Genomic DNA, 16,032 nt, shown 5'->3' with positions numbered 1-16,032 from the left:
CCCTGTGACCTATTCCGCCCACCCGCCCCTGGAACGAGAGGACGAGCCTATGCCCGCTCCCATCGTCCTCTCGGGCAGATACGAGCTCGGCGAGCTGATCGGCCGGGGCGGGATGGCGGACGTCTACGAGGGCCTCGACCTGCGGCTGGGGCGCCGGGTCGCGGTGAAGATGCTGCGCCCGGACATGGCCCGCGACGGGCAGTTCCGGGCCCGCTTCGAACGCGAGGCCCGCGCCGTCGCCGGGCTCAACCACCCCTCGATCGTGGGCGTCTACGACACCGGCGAGCACAACTCGGACCCGCTCTCGCCGCACAGCGTCGCGGTGCCGTACATCGTCATGGAGTACGTCGAGGGCCGGACCCTGCGGGACGTGATCCGCGAGGGGACCCCGAGCATCGACGACTCCATCGACGCCCTGCTCGGCGTGCTCTCCGCACTCGAGTACAGCCACCAGCACGGCATCATCCACCGGGACATCAAGCCCGCCAACGTCATGGCGTGCAACGAGCCCGGATCCGTGAAGGTCATGGACTTCGGGATCGCCCGGGCCACCGCGGACACCTCCGCGACGGTCACCCAGACCCAGGCCGTGGTCGGCACCGCCCAGTACCTCTCCCCCGAGCAGGCGCAGGGCAAGGTGGTGGATGCCCGCAGCGACCTCTACTCGGCCGGATGCCTGCTCTATGAGCTCCTCACGGGGCGGCCGCCCTTCGTGGGCGAGTCCGCGGTGTCGGTGGCCTACCAGCACGTCCAGTCCGTGCCCCGGCCCGCTGCCGACTTCAACCCCGACGTGACGCCGGCGCTCCAGAGCGTCCTGGACCGCGCCCTCGAGAAGGACCCCGACGACCGCTTCCAGAGCGCCGCCGCCTTCCAGCGCGCGCTGCGGGGGGCGCGGGCCGGCGTCGTCGTCCCCGCCCGCCCCGGTCGGGGTGCGGCCGCAGCGGGAGCTGCCGCCGCCGGAGCCGCCGCGGACGACGGCGGGGTCCCCACCGCCGCGGTCGGGCTCGTCGGCGAGTCGGGCGGCGGACAGAACGGTGCGGGCCCGGGGCAGGACGGCGCCGGACCGGACGGGCCCGGTGCAGAGTCTGCGGACGGGGCCGGGTCCTCGTCCCACCTCGGCGACACGGGCGAGTTCCCGGCCTACGCGCCCCCACCTGGCGACCTCATCCAGTTCGACGACGCCCGCGACGAGGAGCGCGCCCGCCGTGGACGCGGCCGCCGGCGCACCTGGATCGTGGTGCTGCTCGTGATGGCGCTGCTCGTGGCGACCGGCGGCGGCCTGCTGCTCTACCAGTACATGAACCAGCCCTCCGCGGTGCAGATGATCACCGTCCCGGCGGTCACCAACATGTCGGAGACCGAGGCCGCGCTCAAGCTCCAGTCGCTGGGCCTGCAGCCGAACATCTCCCACCCCAAGGACCCCACGGTGCCCAAGGGCACGGCGATCAAGACGGTGCCCGACGCGGGCACGCAGCTCGCGAAGGGCTCCTCGATCTCGCTCGAGATCTCGGACGGACCGGCCAACGCGACCATCCCCACCTCGATCATCGGCGCCACCGAGTCGGGCGCCCGCTCGACGCTGCAGGCGCTGGGGCTCCAGGTCAAGCCGCGCTCGATCCTCGCCAACGATCCCAAGGCGCCCTACGGCACCGTCATCGCGACCAACCCCGGCGCGGGCCAGACCGTGGGACTCGGGACCGAGGTGGAGCTGACGGTCTCCACGGGCAAGGTCAGCGTCCCCAACCTGCGCGGCATGGCGGTCGCCGACGCACAGAAGGCCTTGGCGGACCGCGGCCTCAAGGCCGCGGTGCAGGAGCAGGAGGACGCCAACGCGGCGCCGGGCACGGTCACCTACCAGGACCCGGCCGCGGACGGCAGCGTGGACCAGGGCGGGACGGTGTCCCTGATCGTGGCGAAGGCACCGCCGCCGCCCCCGGCACCGAGTCCCTCGCCGTCGCCCACCGACACGACGAGCACGGCACCTGCGCCGTCCGGCCCAGGCAACAGCGGCAATCCCCCGGGCAAGAAGGGCGGGGGGAACGGCTGAGCGGCCTCAGCCGGCGGTGATGAGCGGGCTCAGGTGCGAGGCCTTCTCGGCGGCGCCGGCCAGGCCGAGGGACTCGAGCCACGTGCCGAGCATCTGGTAGCCGCCCTCCGTGAGGACGCTCTCGGGGTGGAACTGCACACCGCACAGGGGCGCGGTCCGGTGCGCGAGGCCCATGACCACGCCGGAGTGCGTGTGGGCGGTGACCTCGAGGACCTCCGGGATCGTGTCCGCGACCGCGGCGAGGGAGTGGTAGCGGGTCGCCGTGAAGGGCGAGGGAAGGCCGGCGAACACGCTCCTGCCCTCGTGCTCGACAAGGGAGGTCTTCCCGTGCATGAGCTCCGGGGCGTGCGTGACCGTGCCGCCGTAGGCCTCGGCGAGGGCCTGGTGGCCCAGGCACACCCCGAGCATCGGCTTGCTGTTCTCCCCGCACCACCTGATGAGCTCGATGCACACCCCGGCCTCGGCGGGGTTGCCCGGTCCGGGCGAGACGAGGACGCCGTCGCGGGCGGCGGCGAGCTCGATCGCCTCAGCGAGCGAGACGTCGTCGTTCCTCACCACGGTCGTCTCGGCGCCCAGCTGCTGGAGGTAGCCGACGAGCGTGTAGACGAACGAGTCGTAGTTGTCGATGACGAGGATGCGGGTGGTCATGCGTCAGTAGCCGTTTCGTCCGGGCCGGCGCGGGGCGGCGGGCTCCTGCGGCTAGACTGGAGCCTCAGAAGCGCACGGCCCGCACCCGCGGTGCAGCGTGTTGGTGCTTAGCAGAATATCAAGCGGGCCCCGCGGCGTGACGGGCGGGCCCCGAGGAGGACGAGTGCCCGAGTCGACGGACAAGCCACAGCACGAGCCGGCTGCGGCCGCGCCGAAGAAGGCAGCAGACCCCAAGGCCGCCGATCGCCGGTCGGCCGACCGCAAGGCGGCCGAGCGCAGGGCCGCGAAGAAGGCGAAGCGGCAGCGGCGCGCCCAGCGCGCCAGCGGGCCCACGCCTCAGTGGTACAAGTACGTCATGTTCGGGCTCATGGTGGTGGGCCTGCTCTGGATCATCACGTTCTACGTGACCCAAGGCCTGTTCCCCTTCCCCGAGCTGGGCAACTGGAACATCCTCGCCGGGTTCGGGATCGCGATCGTCGGGTTCCTCATGACCCTGCGCTGGCGAGGCTGAGCGCGCGGAGCACCGCGCGACCCGTCGACTCCCACCCGGGCAGCAGCGGCCTCGCCGCGAGCGCCGCGGCCCGCCACCGCGCGCGCACCGACGCGTCGTCCAGCCACCCCGCGAGCTCCCGCACGAGGGGGTCCTCGGCTCCTCGCCCCGTCTCCCGGGGCGACTCCACCGCGGCCCCGGCCGTCCCCAGACCTCCCTCGAGGGAGAGCCCCAGCGCCTCGACCGCACCGGTGCGAGAGGTGACGATGGCCGGGACGCCGCGCGCGAGCGACTCCACCACCGCGAGCCCGTAGGTCTCCGGGTCCGAGACGAGCACCGTGAGGTCCGTCGCGGACCACTCGGCCTCGAGCGCCTCCCCCCGCAGCTCGCCGGGCACCCGCACGCGGTCGGCGATGCCGAGGTCCGCGGCGGCTTCCCGCACGGCGCGCGCGTAGGCCGGGTCGGCGGCGTCGTACCCTGCGAGCGTCAGCGTCCAGGGCCGCTCGCGGAGGGCCGCGAGGGCGCGCAGGAGCCGCAGCTGCCCCTTCCCCGGCAGGAGGGCCGCGAGGCACAGCACGTGCGGGGCCCTGCCGTCTGGGAGGCTCCCCCGGGCCGGCGGGCCGCCCGCGACGCCGGGCCGCACCACCTCGGCCACCATCCCGTAGCGCGCGGTGAGCCGCCGGGCGGAGAAGCCGCTCGGGACCATGGCCACGTCCGCCGCGGCGAGCGCGCGCCGTTCTAGCGCGGCGAGCCGCTCGGCCTCGCCCGCGGAGAGCCCGGCGGCGTCTGCGAGCAGCAGGTGCACGAGGATTCCGAAGCGGCCTCCGCCGCCGCGCATGGCGGCGACCGCCGAGGCGACCTCGTCCGGGGCGCCGAGCGCGAGGAGCCCGTCGACCAGGACGTGGGCCGGTTCGCCGCCGGGGAGGAGGGCCGCGGCGAGGCGCCGCCGGTCCTCGGCCGAGCCGACCGGCCAGGCCCCCGGCACCCCGACCACCTCGACCGCCGCGCCGAGCATCCGGAGCGCCTCGGCGAGCCGGGTGTTGTAGACCGTCCCGCCCGAGGTGTATCCGAGCCCGTCCGGCACCACGAGCCGGACCTGGGCCGGGACTGAGGCCGCGGCGGGAACCCCGGTGCGCTCCATGTCAGCGGGCGCGATCCGAGGCCAGGTCCACCGTGCAGGAGGCCCACGCGTCCGGGTTCTCCCGGAGCGTGACCTCGACCGCGGTGAGGTGCCCGAGGCGGCGCAGGTCCTCGGCGGCGCCCACCGCGATGTGCTGGGCGAGCACCTCGGTGGTGGTGAGGCGTCCGGTGAAGTCGGGGTGCTCGTCCAGATTGCGGTAGCGCAGACCGTCGAGGATCGAGGAGAGGAGCTCGGAGGCCTCGCCGATGTCCATCACGGTCGAGTTCGCGTCGAGTGCCTCGGCGCGCACGGTCAGCTCGACCACTAAGGTGGCGCCGTGGAGTCCCTGGGCGGGGCCGAAGGCGGGCCGCGGGAGGCTGTGGGCGATCATCACGTGGTCGCGAACGGTCAGGCTGAACATGGCTCTCCTTCTCGGGGGCTGCGGGGAATCAGGGGGCGCCGGGGTAGCGGATCACGTGGCACAGCCCGGGCCACGCGCCGGCCACGTCTCCGCCCTCCGCGAGGCGGTCCATCGTGGCGGGCAGGTCGGCGAAGTCGGAGGGCTCGCCGAGGAACGCATCGAACGCGGGGTCCTCGAGCAGGCGCAGCGCGAGGGCGAGCCGCTGCGCCGTCGTGCGCCGGACGCGCCGCGGCTGGGCGACCTGGCCCACCTGGCTGGCCCGCAGCGAGAGGCGGCGGGCGTGGAAGTCCGCCCCGAGCGGGACCTGGACGCTGCGGTCGCCGTACCAGGACAGTTCGATGACCTCGCCGTCGTCGCCCACGATCTCGAGGCAGCGGGCGAGCCCCTCCGGGGTGGCGGAGGCGTGGAGGACGATGTCGCAGTCCTCGGCGGCGTCCGCGGGCGCAACGAGCCGGACGCCGAGCGCGTCCATGAGACCCTGCCTGCCGGGGTCCGGGTCCACGGCCTCGAGCCGGTCCAGCGGGAAGCGGCGCAGCAGCGCGACGGCCGAGGCGCCGATGAGGCCGCAGCCCACCACGGCGATCCGGTCGCCGATGCGCGGGCCGGCCTCCCAGAGGGCGTTGACGGCGGTCTCGACAGCGCCCGCCAGGAGGGCGCGGCGGGGCGGCACGCCCTCGGGCACCGGGGTGAGGTCCGCGGCCGGGACGACGTAGCGGTCCTGGTGCGGGTACAGGCAGAACACGGTGCGGCCCTCGAGCTCGGCCGGCCCGCGCTCCACCACCCCCACCGAGAGGTAGCCGTACTTCACGGGGGCGGGGAAGCTGCCCTCCTGATGGGGGGCCTCCATGAGGTCCGCAACCCGGTCCGGCACCTTGCAGGCGTGGACGAGGTTCTCGGTGCCGCGCGAATGGCCCGAGTACAGGGCGCGGACGAGGGCCTCCCCCTCGCCCGGTTCCGGAACAGGCACCGGACGCAGCTCGCCCCGGCGGGGGCCGGTGGTCCAGTAGGCCATCGCCATGCCGGGGGTGGTGGGCGCGGCGGTGCCCGGACCGGTCCTGATCGGATCTCCCATGCACCGACACTACCCAGCGGCGCCCCCGATGAGACAGAGCCCGGCCGGGGCCGGGGCTGCCCCGCCTAGACTTGAAGGATGACCACGGCCGTAGCCCAGCAGACCAACGCGTACTTCGACGACACCTACCTCACCGAGGCGACGGCGACCGTGGTCGCCGCGGGGACGGGCGAGGACGGCGCCTGGGCGGCCGTGTCGCCGAACATCTTCCACCCCAAGGGCGGCGGCCAGCCCTCGGACGAGGGGACGCTCGACGGCGACCCGGTCACCCCGGCCCGCGACCCGTCCGGGCTCGTGGTGCTCACCGGGGCGACGTCCGCGCCCGAGGTGGGGGCCGCCGTCGTCTGCCGCATCGACGCGGCGCTGCGCCGCCGGCACGCGGCGCTCCACACGGCCGGCCACGTCCTCGGACACCTCGGGGAGGCGCGCGGGTGGCAGCACTCGGGGCATTCGCACTTCCCCGGGCAGGCGCGGCTGGACTTCGCCCCCGCCGGCCACGAGGACGAGCTGGCCACCCCGGAGCTGCGCGAGGCCGTGCGCGCCGAGATCCAGGCGCAGATGGACGCCGTGCTCGCCCGCGGCGGGGCCGTCTCCTCCTCGGTGGACGCGAGCGGGCACCGCACGGTGACGATCGAGGGGGTCAATGCCGAGCCCTGCGGCGGCACCCACGTGCGCTCGCTCTCCGACCTGGCCGGCGTGCGGATCCTCGAGGTGAAGGTCAAGCGGGGGGCCATCAAGGTCCGCTACGAGGCGGAGCACGCCGCCCCGGCCGGCGGTGAGACGGCCTGATGCTCTGGGTGAAGATCTGCGGCCTGTCCACCCCCGAGGCCGTCGAGGCGGCGGTCGAGTCCGGCGCCGACGCTGTGGGCTTCGTCCTCGCCCCGGGGAGCCCTCGGACCGTGGGGGCCGCGCTGGCGGCCCGGCTCGTGGCCGCCGCCCGTGACGCCGCGGCGAGGGCCGGACGCGAGATCGAGACGGTCGCGGTGGTCCGGGACCAGACGCTCGAGGAGGTCGCAGCCCTGGCCCGGGAGGCGGGCGTCGACACCGTCCAGCTGCACGGGGACGAGCCCGATGCGACCGCCGATGCCCTCCGCGGGGCCGGCTTCCGCGTGATCCGCGCCCTCTCCGCCGGTGAGTACACGCGGCGCACGGCGACGGGCTGGTCCTCCCCGGACCGGCTCCTGCTCGACGCCGCCGTTCCCGGCTCGGGTGAGCGCTTCGCAGACGACGAGCTGGGCGCCCCGCCCGCCGGGTTCTGGGCCCTGGCCGGCGGCCTGTCCCCACAGAATGTGGGCGAGGCCGTCGCCGCGCTGCGGCCCGGCGGGGTGGACGTCTCGAGCGGCGTGGAGTCCTCGCGCGGGGTGAAGGACCTGGGCCTCATCCGGGCCTTCATCCAGGCCGCGCGCACGGTCCTCTGACCCGCCCTCCTGAAGGTCACCTCCTGAAGGCCACCTCCTGAAGGTCACCTCCCGGGGGTCAAAGTCAGGACAATGACCCTCGGGAGGTGACCTTCAGACGGAGGGGCGGGCGGCCGGGTCGCTCTCGGCTCGCCACGGTCGTGGCGGCCCGTCTCAGCGTCGGGCAGCCGACGCCTGGCGGGAGGCCGTGCGCCCGAGGACGAGGCCGATCACCAGCATGCCGACGCCCAGCAGCAGGTGCAGCCCGTTGTCCGCGGCGTTGAGCGGGACGAAGTTGCCGGCCGACTCTCCGCCGAACACGAGGCCGTAGACGAACAGGACGAGGTAGATCGCGCCGCCCCAGACGAGGAAGCCCTTGGAGCCCGCCGCCGAGCGGGCGAGCGCGAGGCCCGCGATGCCGAAGAGCAGGTGGACCACGTTGTGGAGCACCGAGACCTGGAACAGGCCGAGCAGGTACGCGTCCGAATGGTGGCCCGCGAAGCCGAGGCCGGAGCCGGAGGTGATGCCGGGGATGAAGCCGAGCACCCCGACGAGGAGGAAGACGGCACCGACGACGGTCGCGGCGACCTGGACTGCGGTGCGGCGGTTCGAGAGGACTGAGGTGGACATGATGTCTCCTTGTGAAGGCCCCCGGCGTGCCGTCTGACGCGCCGGTGCGGTGTTCCCGCACCAATAGTTCGGAGGGCCCGCGCAGACGGATTGGACCAATCTGCGCGAGCCCTCCGGAGGGGGTCGCCGAGGAGGCTAGGAGAACTGCTGGACGACGATCGGTGCGGTGGTGGGCTGCTTCGATCCGCCCACCGGCTCGACCGTCACGCCGAGAACCGTCGAGGACCCAATACCGCCGGGCAGCTCATTCCACGTGGACCCGGTGCCCTTCACGAGGCCCGCGGGCTTCATCGAGCCGGACGCGTCGCCGAGCCAGAGCTCGTAGACGTGCCCCTGGGCGGGCTGGGGCAGGCCCAGCGTCACCACGCCGGCCACCGCGTCCTGCCGCGAGTGGGCGAGGACCAGGGTCCCGCCTCCGGGCACACTGACCTCCTGGAGCTTGGCGTCCGGGGCGGAGAGGATCCGCCCCATGACCGTGCCGGGGGCATCTGCGGCGGCGGCGAGCTGCCGGAGGGCATCGTCGCGCTGCTGCTGGGCACGGACGGCCCACGCACCGCTCACGCCGGCCACCACGAGGAGTGCGGCCGCCGCGGCCGCGAGCCACCGGGTGGAGACGGGAAGGCGCAGCGCACGACGGCGGTGCTCGCCGAGGTCGGCCACCGTCGCCTCGGCGAGTGGTGACCCCGCGTCTGCAGGAGCTGACCCCGCATCGCGGAGAGGTGACCCCGCGTCGCGGAGAGCTGACCCCGCGTCGCGGAGAGGTGACCCAGCGTGTGCAGGAGGTGACCCCGCGTCTGCGGGAGGTGACCCCGCATCGCGGGGGGCCGGGCGGGGCTCCTCGACGGCGTCGAACTGCGGCGTGACCGCGATCTGCGCCATGAGGCGCGCCTTGAGGTCCGGCGGCGGCGCGACGGGGGTCGTGCCCGCGGCGAGCAGGGCCGCGGTCTCGGCGAGCTCGCGCGCCTCCTCCGCCGTCTCGTCGCCGAAGCCGAGGGTGTGCTCGAAGCGGCGGCGCTCCTCGTCGTCGAGCGCGTTGAGGGCGTAGGCACCGGTCAGCAGGTGCAGCTGATCATCCATGGCTCACTCCCAACACGTCTCTCAGGCGGATCATTCCGTCGCGGATTCTGGTCTTCACCGTGCCCAGGGGAAGCCCCAGGGCGGTGGCGACTTCCCCGTAGGTGTAGCCGCCGTAGTAGGCGAGCCGGATCGCCTGCTTCTGCACCTCGGTCAGGGATTCGAGGGCCCGGTTGACCCGGTCGCTCTCGAGGGCCACCTCGACGCGGTGCTCGACGTCGTCGTAGCTCTCCTGGAATTCCTTGATGCCCTGGCGCAGGTCGCGGTCCGCCGCGGCCTGGGCGGCGCGGACGCGGTCCACGGCCCGCCGGTGCGCCATGACGGTGATCCAGGCGCGGGCGCGGCCGCGGTCGGCGTCGAACCTCTTGGCCTGCTGCCAGACCTCGAGGAACACCTCCTGGGTGACCTCCTCGGCCTGGGCCGGGTCGCGGACCACGCGCAGCACGAGGCCGTGGACGAGCGGGGCGAGGGCGTCGTAGAGCTGGCCGAAGGCCGCCTGGTCCCCGCGCGCCACGCAGTCCATGAGGTCGTCGAGGTCCGGGGCGGGCGCCCCGGCGTAGTGGTCCGGCATGTAGACCACTGTCTCACGAAGAGCCACGCCCTTCCTCACCTCCTGCAGCTGTGGGGCCACGCGCCGACGGCGGGCCGGGCAACCAGCACGCCCGGCCCGCCGTCGGTGGGTGTTCTGGTGTGCTACTTCGCCGGGGGCATCAGTACGGAGTCGACGAGGTACACGGTGGCGTTGGCCGTGTGCACGCCGCCGCAGACCACGTTGGCGCCGTTGACCTTGAGGCTGTTGCCCGAGCCGGTGACGGTGACGTCCTGGCCCTCGACCGTCTTGTGGGTGCCGGCGATCGAGTCAGGCTCGATCTGGCCCGGGACCACGTGGTAGGTGAGGATCTTCTTCAGCGTCGCGTCGTCGGTCTTGAGCGAGTTGATGGTGGCCGGGTCGATCTTCGCGAACGCGCTGTCCACCGGGGCGAACACCGTGAACTGGCTCGAGTCGAGGGTGTCGACGAGGTTGACCTTGGGGTTGAGCTTGCCCGAGACCGCCGAGGTGAGGGTGGTCAGGAGCGGGTTGTTGGACGCGGCGACGGCGACCGGGTCGGCGCTCATCCCCTGGACCGACCCTGGTCCGGAGGGATTGGCCTTCGCGTAGTCGGCGCAGCCGGCGCCCACGAGGTTCGCGGCCGGGTCGGCGCTCATGCTGCCCGAGGCCATTGGGCTGCTCATACCGCTCGTGCTCGGCGTCGTCATGCCTGCCGCGGCGCTGGCGGGTGCGGACGACGACGAGCCGCCGGCTGCCGACGTCGACCCGCCGCAGGCGGAGAGGCTGAGCGCGGAGACTGCGGCGAGCGCGGCGAGGCCCACAACGGCGGGGGTGCGATGGGTGGTCTTCATGGCTTCACTCCTGTTCGAGGTTGGCATGCCGTCGAAGGTGGCGTGCACCTGTAGTTCGGAGCGGGTGCGGGGGCGGATTGGACCGGTGTGCGCGGGGCCGGTTCAGCCCAGCAGAGAGCGCAGGGTGAAGGCGTTGCGCACGGCGTTCCCGCCGCCGTCGTTGTTGAAGTAGGCGAAGACCTCGTGGCCTGCGGCGTCCCATTCCCGGATGCGGCCGGCCCACCAGCCCAGGTCCGCGTCGGAGTACGAGCCGGCGTAGAGGTGCCCGTGGTCGGGGCCGTGCAGGCGCACGTAGACGTGCGGGGCCGTCGCCTCGAGGATGCACGGCAGGCCGGCGCCGCTCATGACGCAGTACGCCGCGCCGTGCCGGCGGAGGATGTCGAAGACGCCCGGGTCGTGCCAGCTCGGGTGGCGGAACTCGACCGCCGTGCGCATCCAGGGCGGCAGGGTGCCCAGGAACCAGTCCAGCCGCGCGTCGTCCCGGGCGTGGTGGGGCGAGAGCTGGACCAGCAGCACGGCCCGGCGCGGCCCCAGCTCGTGCCACGAGTCCGCAAGGCGCCCGGCCCAGGCCTCGGGCGCGTAGAGGCGCTTGGCATGGGTCAGCCCGCGCGGGGCCTTGACCGAGAGGAGGAAGCCCTCGGGGAGCCGACGGCGCCAGCTCGCGAACGCCGTCGTGCGCGGCCAGCGGTAGAAGCTCGCGTTGAGCTCCACGGTGGAGAACGCGGCAGAGTAGATGCCGAGGCGGTCCCAGGGGCGGGTGCCCGGTGGGTAGAGGGCATGCTCCCAGTGGTCGTAGCTCCAGCCCGACGTGCCGATGTGCCAGCCCATGGTTCCGAGCCTAGCCAGATTGGCCGGGGGCCGCCGGGGGTAGGGAGGGGCCATGGCTACCTCGCTTCGCGGCGTCCTCTTCGACGTGGACGGCACCCTCGTGGACTCGACCTATTTCCATACGCTCGCCTGGTGGCACGGGTTCCGCCGCTTCGGGCACGACGTGCGGATGAACGAGATCCACCGCCTGGTGGGGATGGGCGGTCAGAAGATCGTGGAGCGCCTGCTCGGGCCGGATCGGGACGCGTCGCAGGACAGCGAGATCCTGGACACCCATGCGGCGGTGTTCTCCACGTTCTGGCCCCACCTGCGGCCCTTCGACGGCGCCCGCGACCTGCTGGGGCGCTGCAAGGAGACGGGCCTGTCCGTGGTCCTGGCGTCCTCGGCCCGCCAGCAGGACCTCTCCGTGCTGCGCTCGGTGGTGGACGCCGAGGGCTCCGTGGACGCGGCAACCAGCTCGGCCGATGCGGACGAGCCCAAGCCCGCGCCGGACATCCTCGAGGCGGCGCTCAGGGCCGGGGGGCTGGAGGCATCCGAGGTCGTGTTCGTGGGCGACGCCGTCTGGGACGTGCAGGCCTCCTCGGCGCTGGGCATCCCGACCATCGGGCTCGCGTGCGGCGGGTACAGCGCCGCCGAGCTCGAGGAGGCGGGCGCGGCCGAGGTCTTCGCCTCGCCGCGCGAGCTCCTGGACGGGTTCGGGGGCAGCCTGATCGGGCGGAGGCTGGCCGCGGCGGGGTAGGCGCGCCGTTCTCGGAGCGCGGCGGCGCTCCAGCTCAGGCAGCAGGGCACGTGGCTCGTCGACTCAACCCGACCAGATGTCTCCGGCGGCGAGGCGCGCGATCTGCTCCATAGCCGTCTGCGTGCTCATCCCGGCCTTGACCAGGGCGTGGAGCGCCTGCTCTTCTCGACGCCCGGGGTCCGGGGCCTTCTGATGTCGCGCCGTAGCGGGCAGACCTCCCGAGCCTGACGGTGATTCCGCGGTGATCGTCATTGATCTCCTCAATTCTGTGAACATCCAGCGTGCCTACGCTGAGCAAGGAAGAGGGCCAGCTCCGCTGATTGGAGCCCTGGCCCGGTCATGCCTTGCGCGCAAGGTGCGCGGTGATTGTCGCATGACAATATCAGTCATATCTGTCGGCCGCCAGAGGCGTTTCGACCCTAGCCGGGACTCCGCCCCGCGCCACGCCCGTGTCAGGATGGGCTATGACCGAGCGCCTGATGCTCCTCGACACCGCCTCGCTGTACTTCCGCGCCTTCCACGGCGTGCCCGAGACGATCAGGCGGGAGGACGGGACGCCGGTCAATGCCGTCCGGGGCCTGCTGGACATGATCGCCCGGCTCACCGCGGACTTCGGCGCCACGCACCTCGTGGCGTGCTGGGACGACGACTGGCGCCCCCAGTGGCGCGTCGACCTCATCCCCTCCTACAAGGCCCACCGCGTGGAGCGGCAGGTCGCGGACGGCCCCGACGTCGAGACCGTCCCCGCGGGGCTCGTCGCCCAGGTCCCGCTGATCCGCCGCGTGCTGGGCCTCGCCGGGATCGCCGTCGTCGGCGCCCCCGGGCACGAGGCGGACGACGTCATCGGCACCTATGCCGCGCGCGCCGAACTGCCCGTGGACGTGGTGACCGGCGACCGCGACCTCTTCCAGGTGGTCAGCGACGCCCGCGGCGTGCGCGTCGTCTATACCGCCCGCGGCATGAAGAACCTCGAGACCGTCACCGACGCCGTGGTGGTGGACAAGTACCGCGTGCTGCCCGAGCAGTACGCCGACTACGCGGTGCTGCGCGGCGACGCCTCGGACGGGCTGCCCGGCGTGGCGGGCATCGGCGAGAAGTCCGCCGCGACCCTGCTCGCCCGCTTCGGCACGCTCGAGGGCCTCCTCGAGGCGGCGGAGGACCCGGCCAGCGGGCTGCCCGCCCCGATGCGGGCCAAGCTCGCCGCCGCCGCGGACTACCTGGACGTGGCGCCCGCCGTGGTGAACGTGGTCCGCGACCTCGACCTCCCCACGCTCGACGCCGCCGCGGCGCGGCTCCGCGCGGTCGACGGCGGCCCCCGCCGCGAGCTCGAGGGGCTCGCCGCCGCGTGGAACCTCGGCGGCTCGGTCAAGCGCCTGCTCGCGGCGCTCGACCGGCACGGGTGACCGGCGGGAGAGACGTCCTTCAGGAGAGCCGCACGGTCCGGATCTCCCAGGGCTGCAGACGGAGCGCGAGGCGCCCCTCGGCGGCCGTGTCCTCGAGAACCGTTCCCGTCAGGTCGACGGTGGCGGCGCGGCAGAAGGTCCCCGAGAGGACCGCGTCCTCCGGCTCGTCCGCGAAGAGCACGAGCCTGGCCTCCAGCGCTCCGCCGACCCGCCGGAGGCTCGTCAGGCGGGTGCCGTGGCCCTCGAGCCGCAGCCCCTCCGACGGCCGGGGCAGCGTCCCCCCGCGGCCTCCGAGACCGCGCACGGCGGCCACCGGGGAGGTGAAGAGTTCAGAGAGCCGGACGGCCCCCGCCTCGGACCAGCCCTCCGCGGAGGGGACGACGGCGAGCTCTATGCCCACCTCGGCACCCAGCTCCTGGGCGCCGGGAACGGGGATCTCTGCCGCGGCCGGCTCGTCCCGGAGGGGGTGGACGTTGACGCTCATCGATCCGACGGCCCGCAGCACGGTCAGGGCGATCTCGCGGGCGTCGACGATCTCGTATTCGGTCGCCTCCCGGACGAGCACCGTGGCCGGGCCGGACGAGATGAACCGGTAGGCGGGGAAGGTCGGAAGGGGATGCTCGCCGCCTCCGCCCTCGGCCGTGAGACCACGCCGCGTCACGGCGAACTGGCCCTCCGAAGCCGAGCCCGAGACAGATTCCGGCAACGGAATATGCAGGCGCAGACGGTGGTCGGCCGCCGGGTTGCGGAAGCGCACGGAAAGGCGGACGAACGGCTCCCCGCGCCGGAGCTCCACATCCATCACCACGGGGACGTCCACCGTGTCCTCGGACCGGCCCCCGGTTGCGGGGTCGAGCGCCCGGGGCCAGGCGTAGTGGCGGACCACCCGGATGACCGCGCGGAGCGGCCCCTCCTCGAGCACCTCCACGCCCACCTCGGACGGGCTGCTGACCAGGAGGTCCCTGGCTGGGGGCCCGTAGTTGTACGTGTCGCCGCTGTCGCCGCCGTCGACCAGGGCGCCTACCCCGCGCAGCATCGTCCCGTCGGCCGCGCTCACCGTCAGGGTGCCGTCCGCCTCGATGGTCGCGGTGACGGCGCCGTTGGCGAGGCCGCCGTCGACGCAGCGGACGCCGCCGGGGCACGCGACCTCGGTCCCCGGGCGCACGCGCAGCGCGGTGGTCCCGGAGGCGGGCACGGGCACGTCGACGAGGACGCGGGTCCGGCGCTGGGCGAGGATCCTCAGCTGCCACGGGCCGGGGCTGCTGCCCACGGCGGCCTCCAGCGCGGAGGCGCACTCGGCGATGTCGAACACCGGCGCGGCAGGGACCTCGGCCACGGAGAACTCGAGGAGCCCCGGCTCGATGCGGTAGGCGTCGATCAGCTGGCCGAAGAGCTCGCGCCCGTGGATGCGGTTCATCACGCGTGCCACCAGGACGGAGGCGTCCATCGTCTCGTCTCCGAGCACGGTGGGCAGCTCGCCGACGGGCTGCGCGGGAAGGATCGCCCCGTCCGCTGTCTCGGCGACGAGGGGCGCGTCCGCGTTCCCGCGGGCGATGGTCAGCTCGACGAGGCCGGAGCGGGGGTACGGCAGCGAGTTGACCACCGAGAAGGCATCCTCCGGGACGTCCCGGGCCACCCGCGAGAGCACGTCGTCGCGGACCGAGCGGGCCAGCTGGGCGGCCTCCTGGAGCCGCGCGTCGACCTGCTGCACGGTCTCGTCCGTCCCTGAGCCGACCACGGAGTCGTGGGCGCTCGACTCGATGATCCGGCGCCAGGCCATCCCCAGATAGGGTTCGAAATCGGCCGCCGTGTGGGCGGCCGCGAGCCGCTCTGCCTCGAGGACCAGCGATTCGGCGCGGCTCATCGCCGTCTTCAGCCCGCGCCGGATCGAGAAGACGCCGGGGAGGATGTTGCCGCGGGCGTGCGAGCGCAGCTCGCCCCGGATAGTGCGGGCGGGTCGGTCGGGGCCCAGCCTGCGGACGTAGTCCTCGAGCGTTCCGACCGTGATGGGGAAGGGCTCGTCCCCATACCGGTCCACCCACTCCATGAGGCGCGGGTCCGGGGCCATGTGGTCGGTTCCGAGCATGCCCAGGATCGGGGCCCCGGCCCAGCGGGAGCGGGTCCGGTCGCGGTAGCCGGCCAGCGCAGCGGGGATCTTCTCGGGGATGGCCAGGAGGTCCAGGGCGTTGCCGTAGCCGTCGAAGAGGTACTCGACGCGCACCGCGGAACCGTCCGGGGACTCCCAGAGGAAGGAGTGCTCTGCCACCTCGGACGGCACCCCCCTCCAGAGGCTCGCATGCTCGATGCCAGCACGCCGGAGGATCTGCGGCATCTGGGCGACGTGCCCGAACATGTCGGGCAGGTAGCCGATCGCCATGCTGCCGCCGAGCGCCTGCGCGCCGGCCATGCCCAGCTGGAGGTTCCGGACGATCGTCTCGCCCGAGCAGAGGAACTCGTCGAGGAGGATGTGCCAGGGGCCGAGGGCGAGCTGGCCGCGGGCAACGGCGGCCGCGACCCGTTCCCGGCTCTCGGGCCTGATCTCGAGGTAGTCCTCGATCGCAGCCGTCTGGCCGTCGAGGGTGAACCGGAACCGGGGATCCGCCTCGGCCATCCCGAGCACCGCGTCGAGCACGGTGACGAGCCGGTAGCGGAACACGTGGAACGGCTCGTACCACTCGCGGTCCCAGTGGGTGTGCGGCACGAGGACGATCCCCGTCTCCGCGGCCTGGTCCTGGCCCCCTGCCGTGACGCTGCTGGCCATC

General features: G+C 73.5%; 17 protein-coding genes. 6 read left to right on the top strand and 11 right to left on the bottom strand.

Annotated elements, in window-relative coordinates; translation table 11 throughout:
* Positions 1-49 precede the first annotated feature (49 nt).
* Entirely contained in the window at positions 50-2,047 is a 1,998-nt protein-coding gene (locus ACVWWH_RS05015; protein WP_457315871.1) for a protein kinase domain-containing protein, read from the top strand.
* A 6-nt stretch (positions 2,048-2,053) separates the two neighbouring features.
* Here ACVWWH_RS05015 and ACVWWH_RS05010 read toward each other — a convergent pair whose 3' ends face one another.
* Positions 2,054-2,695: an aminodeoxychorismate/anthranilate synthase component II gene (locus ACVWWH_RS05010; RefSeq protein ID WP_066494422.1), complete on the bottom strand. Its 642-nt coding sequence runs from the start codon at positions 2,693-2,695 to the stop codon at positions 2,054-2,056.
* A 163-nt stretch (positions 2,696-2,858) separates the two neighbouring features.
* On the opposite strand from ACVWWH_RS05010, the gene ACVWWH_RS05005 reads away from it, so the two are divergent.
* The gene (locus ACVWWH_RS05005) at positions 2,859-3,206 is read left to right on the top strand and encodes a cell division protein CrgA (RefSeq protein WP_084249211.1); all 348 of its coding nucleotides are present in this window, start codon (positions 2,859-2,861) and stop codon (positions 3,204-3,206) included.
* Here ACVWWH_RS05005 and ACVWWH_RS05000 read toward each other — a convergent pair.
* Genes ACVWWH_RS05000 through ACVWWH_RS04990 form a run of 3 tightly spaced genes read right to left on the bottom strand, consistent with a single transcriptional unit; the run spans position 3,181 to position 5,798 of the window.
* Positions 3,181-4,326, bottom strand: coding sequence for a glycosyltransferase (locus ACVWWH_RS05000; protein ID WP_457315870.1), 1,146 nt, complete (start codon positions 4,324-4,326; stop codon positions 3,181-3,183). The two genes, ACVWWH_RS05005 and ACVWWH_RS05000, sit on opposite strands and share 26 nt — an antisense overlap.
* Before the next feature lies 1 nt (position 4,327).
* Positions 4,328-4,726, bottom strand: a complete 399-nt coding sequence (locus ACVWWH_RS04995; protein ID WP_457315869.1) for a 6-pyruvoyl trahydropterin synthase family protein — start codon at positions 4,724-4,726, stop codon at positions 4,328-4,330.
* 28 nt (positions 4,727-4,754) lie between these two features.
* Positions 4,755-5,798: a dehydrogenase gene (locus tag ACVWWH_RS04990; protein ID WP_457315868.1), complete on the bottom strand. Its 1,044-nt coding sequence runs from the start codon at positions 5,796-5,798 to the stop codon at positions 4,755-4,757.
* A 78-nt stretch (positions 5,799-5,876) separates the two neighbouring features.
* Here ACVWWH_RS04990 and ACVWWH_RS04985 point away from each other — a divergent pair, with 78 nt between their 5' ends.
* Both ACVWWH_RS04985 and ACVWWH_RS04980 read left to right on the top strand, forming a co-directional pair.
* Positions 5,877-6,587 (top strand): hypothetical protein, encoded by a 711-nt coding sequence (locus tag ACVWWH_RS04985; RefSeq protein ID WP_457315867.1) that lies wholly within the window; start codon positions 5,877-5,879, stop codon positions 6,585-6,587.
* Entirely contained in the window at positions 6,587-7,216 is a 630-nt protein-coding gene (locus ACVWWH_RS04980) for a phosphoribosylanthranilate isomerase (RefSeq protein ID WP_457315866.1), read from the top strand. The genes ACVWWH_RS04985 and ACVWWH_RS04980 overlap by 1 nt, the downstream gene beginning before the upstream one ends.
* Positions 7,217-7,369: 153 nt before the next feature.
* Here ACVWWH_RS04980 and ACVWWH_RS04975 read toward each other — a convergent pair whose 3' ends face one another.
* The 5 genes from ACVWWH_RS04975 to ACVWWH_RS04955 form a co-directional block, all read right to left on the bottom strand.
* The gene (locus ACVWWH_RS04975; RefSeq protein WP_066494402.1) at positions 7,370-7,825 is read right to left on the bottom strand and encodes a DUF4383 domain-containing protein; all 456 of its coding nucleotides are present in this window, start codon (positions 7,823-7,825) and stop codon (positions 7,370-7,372) included.
* A gap of 135 nt (positions 7,826-7,960) precedes the next feature.
* A complete protein-coding gene (locus ACVWWH_RS04970; protein WP_457315865.1) occupies positions 7,961-8,902 on the bottom strand; it encodes an anti-sigma factor domain-containing protein in 942 nt (313 codons plus the stop codon).
* Entirely contained in the window at positions 8,895-9,470 is a 576-nt protein-coding gene (gene sigK, locus ACVWWH_RS04965) for an ECF RNA polymerase sigma factor SigK (RefSeq protein WP_174835448.1), read from the bottom strand. The genes ACVWWH_RS04970 and sigK overlap by 8 nt, the downstream gene beginning before the upstream one ends.
* A gap of 122 nt (positions 9,471-9,592) precedes the next feature.
* On the bottom strand, positions 9,593-10,300 hold the full coding sequence (locus tag ACVWWH_RS04960; RefSeq protein ID WP_457315864.1) for a fasciclin domain-containing protein: 708 nt from the start codon (positions 10,298-10,300) through the stop codon (positions 9,593-9,595).
* 102 nt (positions 10,301-10,402) lie between these two features.
* Complete coding sequence (locus ACVWWH_RS04955) at positions 10,403-11,128, bottom strand: DUF72 domain-containing protein (protein ID WP_457315863.1); 726 nt, start codon at positions 11,126-11,128, stop codon at positions 10,403-10,405.
* Positions 11,129-11,180: 52 nt separating this feature from the next.
* On the opposite strand from ACVWWH_RS04955, the gene ACVWWH_RS04950 reads away from it, so the two are divergent.
* Positions 11,181-11,867 (top strand): HAD family hydrolase, encoded by a 687-nt coding sequence (locus tag ACVWWH_RS04950; protein WP_457315862.1) that lies wholly within the window; start codon positions 11,181-11,183, stop codon positions 11,865-11,867.
* 63 nt (positions 11,868-11,930) lie between these two features.
* Here the strand turns inward: ACVWWH_RS04950 and ACVWWH_RS04945 are convergent, their stop codons facing one another.
* Positions 11,931-12,119, bottom strand: a complete 189-nt coding sequence (locus ACVWWH_RS04945) for a hypothetical protein (RefSeq protein WP_457315861.1) — start codon at positions 12,117-12,119, stop codon at positions 11,931-11,933.
* A gap of 212 nt (positions 12,120-12,331) precedes the next feature.
* Here ACVWWH_RS04945 and ACVWWH_RS04940 point away from each other — a divergent pair, with 212 nt between their 5' ends.
* The gene (locus ACVWWH_RS04940) at positions 12,332-13,270 is read left to right on the top strand and encodes a 5'-3' exonuclease (RefSeq protein WP_457315860.1); all 939 of its coding nucleotides are present in this window, start codon (positions 12,332-12,334) and stop codon (positions 13,268-13,270) included.
* 19 nt (positions 13,271-13,289) lie between these two features.
* On the opposite strand, the gene ACVWWH_RS04935 is transcribed toward ACVWWH_RS04940, so the two are convergent.
* Positions 13,290-16,031 carry a glycoside hydrolase family 38 N-terminal domain-containing protein gene (locus ACVWWH_RS04935; protein WP_457315859.1) on the bottom strand — a complete coding sequence of 914 codons (2,742 nt, stop codon included), beginning with the start codon at positions 16,029-16,031 and terminating at the stop codon, positions 13,290-13,292.
* Between the last annotated feature and the right edge of the window lies 1 nt (position 16,032).

Source organism: Sinomonas sp. RB5, assembly GCF_054063535.1.
Note: the sequence above shows the minus strand (reverse complement) of the source record. Positions and strands in the feature narration are given on the sequence as shown.

Excerpts from the sequence above, each read along its gene's own strand:
- ACVWWH_RS04970 (WP_457315865.1), bottom strand. The coding sequence starts at position 8,902 with ATGGATGATCAGCTGCACCTGCTGACCGGTGCCTACGCCCTCAACGCG.
- ACVWWH_RS04975 (WP_066494402.1), bottom strand. The coding sequence starts at position 7,825 with ATGTCCACCTCAGTCCTCTCGAACCGCCGCACCGCAGTCCAGGTCGCC.
- ACVWWH_RS04950 (WP_457315862.1), top strand. The coding sequence starts at position 11,181 with ATGGCTACCTCGCTTCGCGGCGTCCTCTTCGACGTGGACGGCACCCTC.
- ACVWWH_RS05015 (WP_457315871.1), top strand. The coding sequence starts at position 50 with ATGCCCGCTCCCATCGTCCTCTCGGGCAGATACGAGCTCGGCGAGCTG.
- ACVWWH_RS05000 (WP_457315870.1), bottom strand. The coding sequence starts at position 4,326 with ATGGAGCGCACCGGGGTTCCCGCCGCGGCCTCAGTCCCGGCCCAGGTC.
- sigK (WP_174835448.1), bottom strand. The coding sequence starts at position 9,470 with ATGCCGGACCACTACGCCGGGGCGCCCGCCCCGGACCTCGACGACCTC.
- ACVWWH_RS04935 (WP_457315859.1), bottom strand. The coding sequence starts at position 16,031 with ATGGCCAGCAGCGTCACGGCAGGGGGCCAGGACCAGGCCGCGGAGACG.
- ACVWWH_RS04940 (WP_457315860.1), top strand. The coding sequence starts at position 12,332 with ATGACCGAGCGCCTGATGCTCCTCGACACCGCCTCGCTGTACTTCCGC.
- ACVWWH_RS04955 (WP_457315863.1), bottom strand. The coding sequence starts at position 11,128 with ATGGGCTGGCACATCGGCACGTCGGGCTGGAGCTACGACCACTGGGAG.
- ACVWWH_RS05010 (WP_066494422.1), bottom strand. The coding sequence starts at position 2,695 with ATGACCACCCGCATCCTCGTCATCGACAACTACGACTCGTTCGTCTAC.
- ACVWWH_RS04960 (WP_457315864.1), bottom strand. The coding sequence starts at position 10,300 with ATGAAGACCACCCATCGCACCCCCGCCGTTGTGGGCCTCGCCGCGCTC.
- ACVWWH_RS04985 (WP_457315867.1), top strand. The coding sequence starts at position 5,877 with ATGACCACGGCCGTAGCCCAGCAGACCAACGCGTACTTCGACGACACC.
- ACVWWH_RS04995 (WP_457315869.1), bottom strand. The coding sequence starts at position 4,726 with ATGTTCAGCCTGACCGTTCGCGACCACGTGATGATCGCCCACAGCCTC.
- ACVWWH_RS04990 (WP_457315868.1), bottom strand. The coding sequence starts at position 5,798 with ATGGGAGATCCGATCAGGACCGGTCCGGGCACCGCCGCGCCCACCACC.
- ACVWWH_RS04980 (WP_457315866.1), top strand. The coding sequence starts at position 6,587 with ATGCTCTGGGTGAAGATCTGCGGCCTGTCCACCCCCGAGGCCGTCGAG.
- ACVWWH_RS04945 (WP_457315861.1), bottom strand. The coding sequence starts at position 12,119 with ATGACGATCACCGCGGAATCACCGTCAGGCTCGGGAGGTCTGCCCGCT.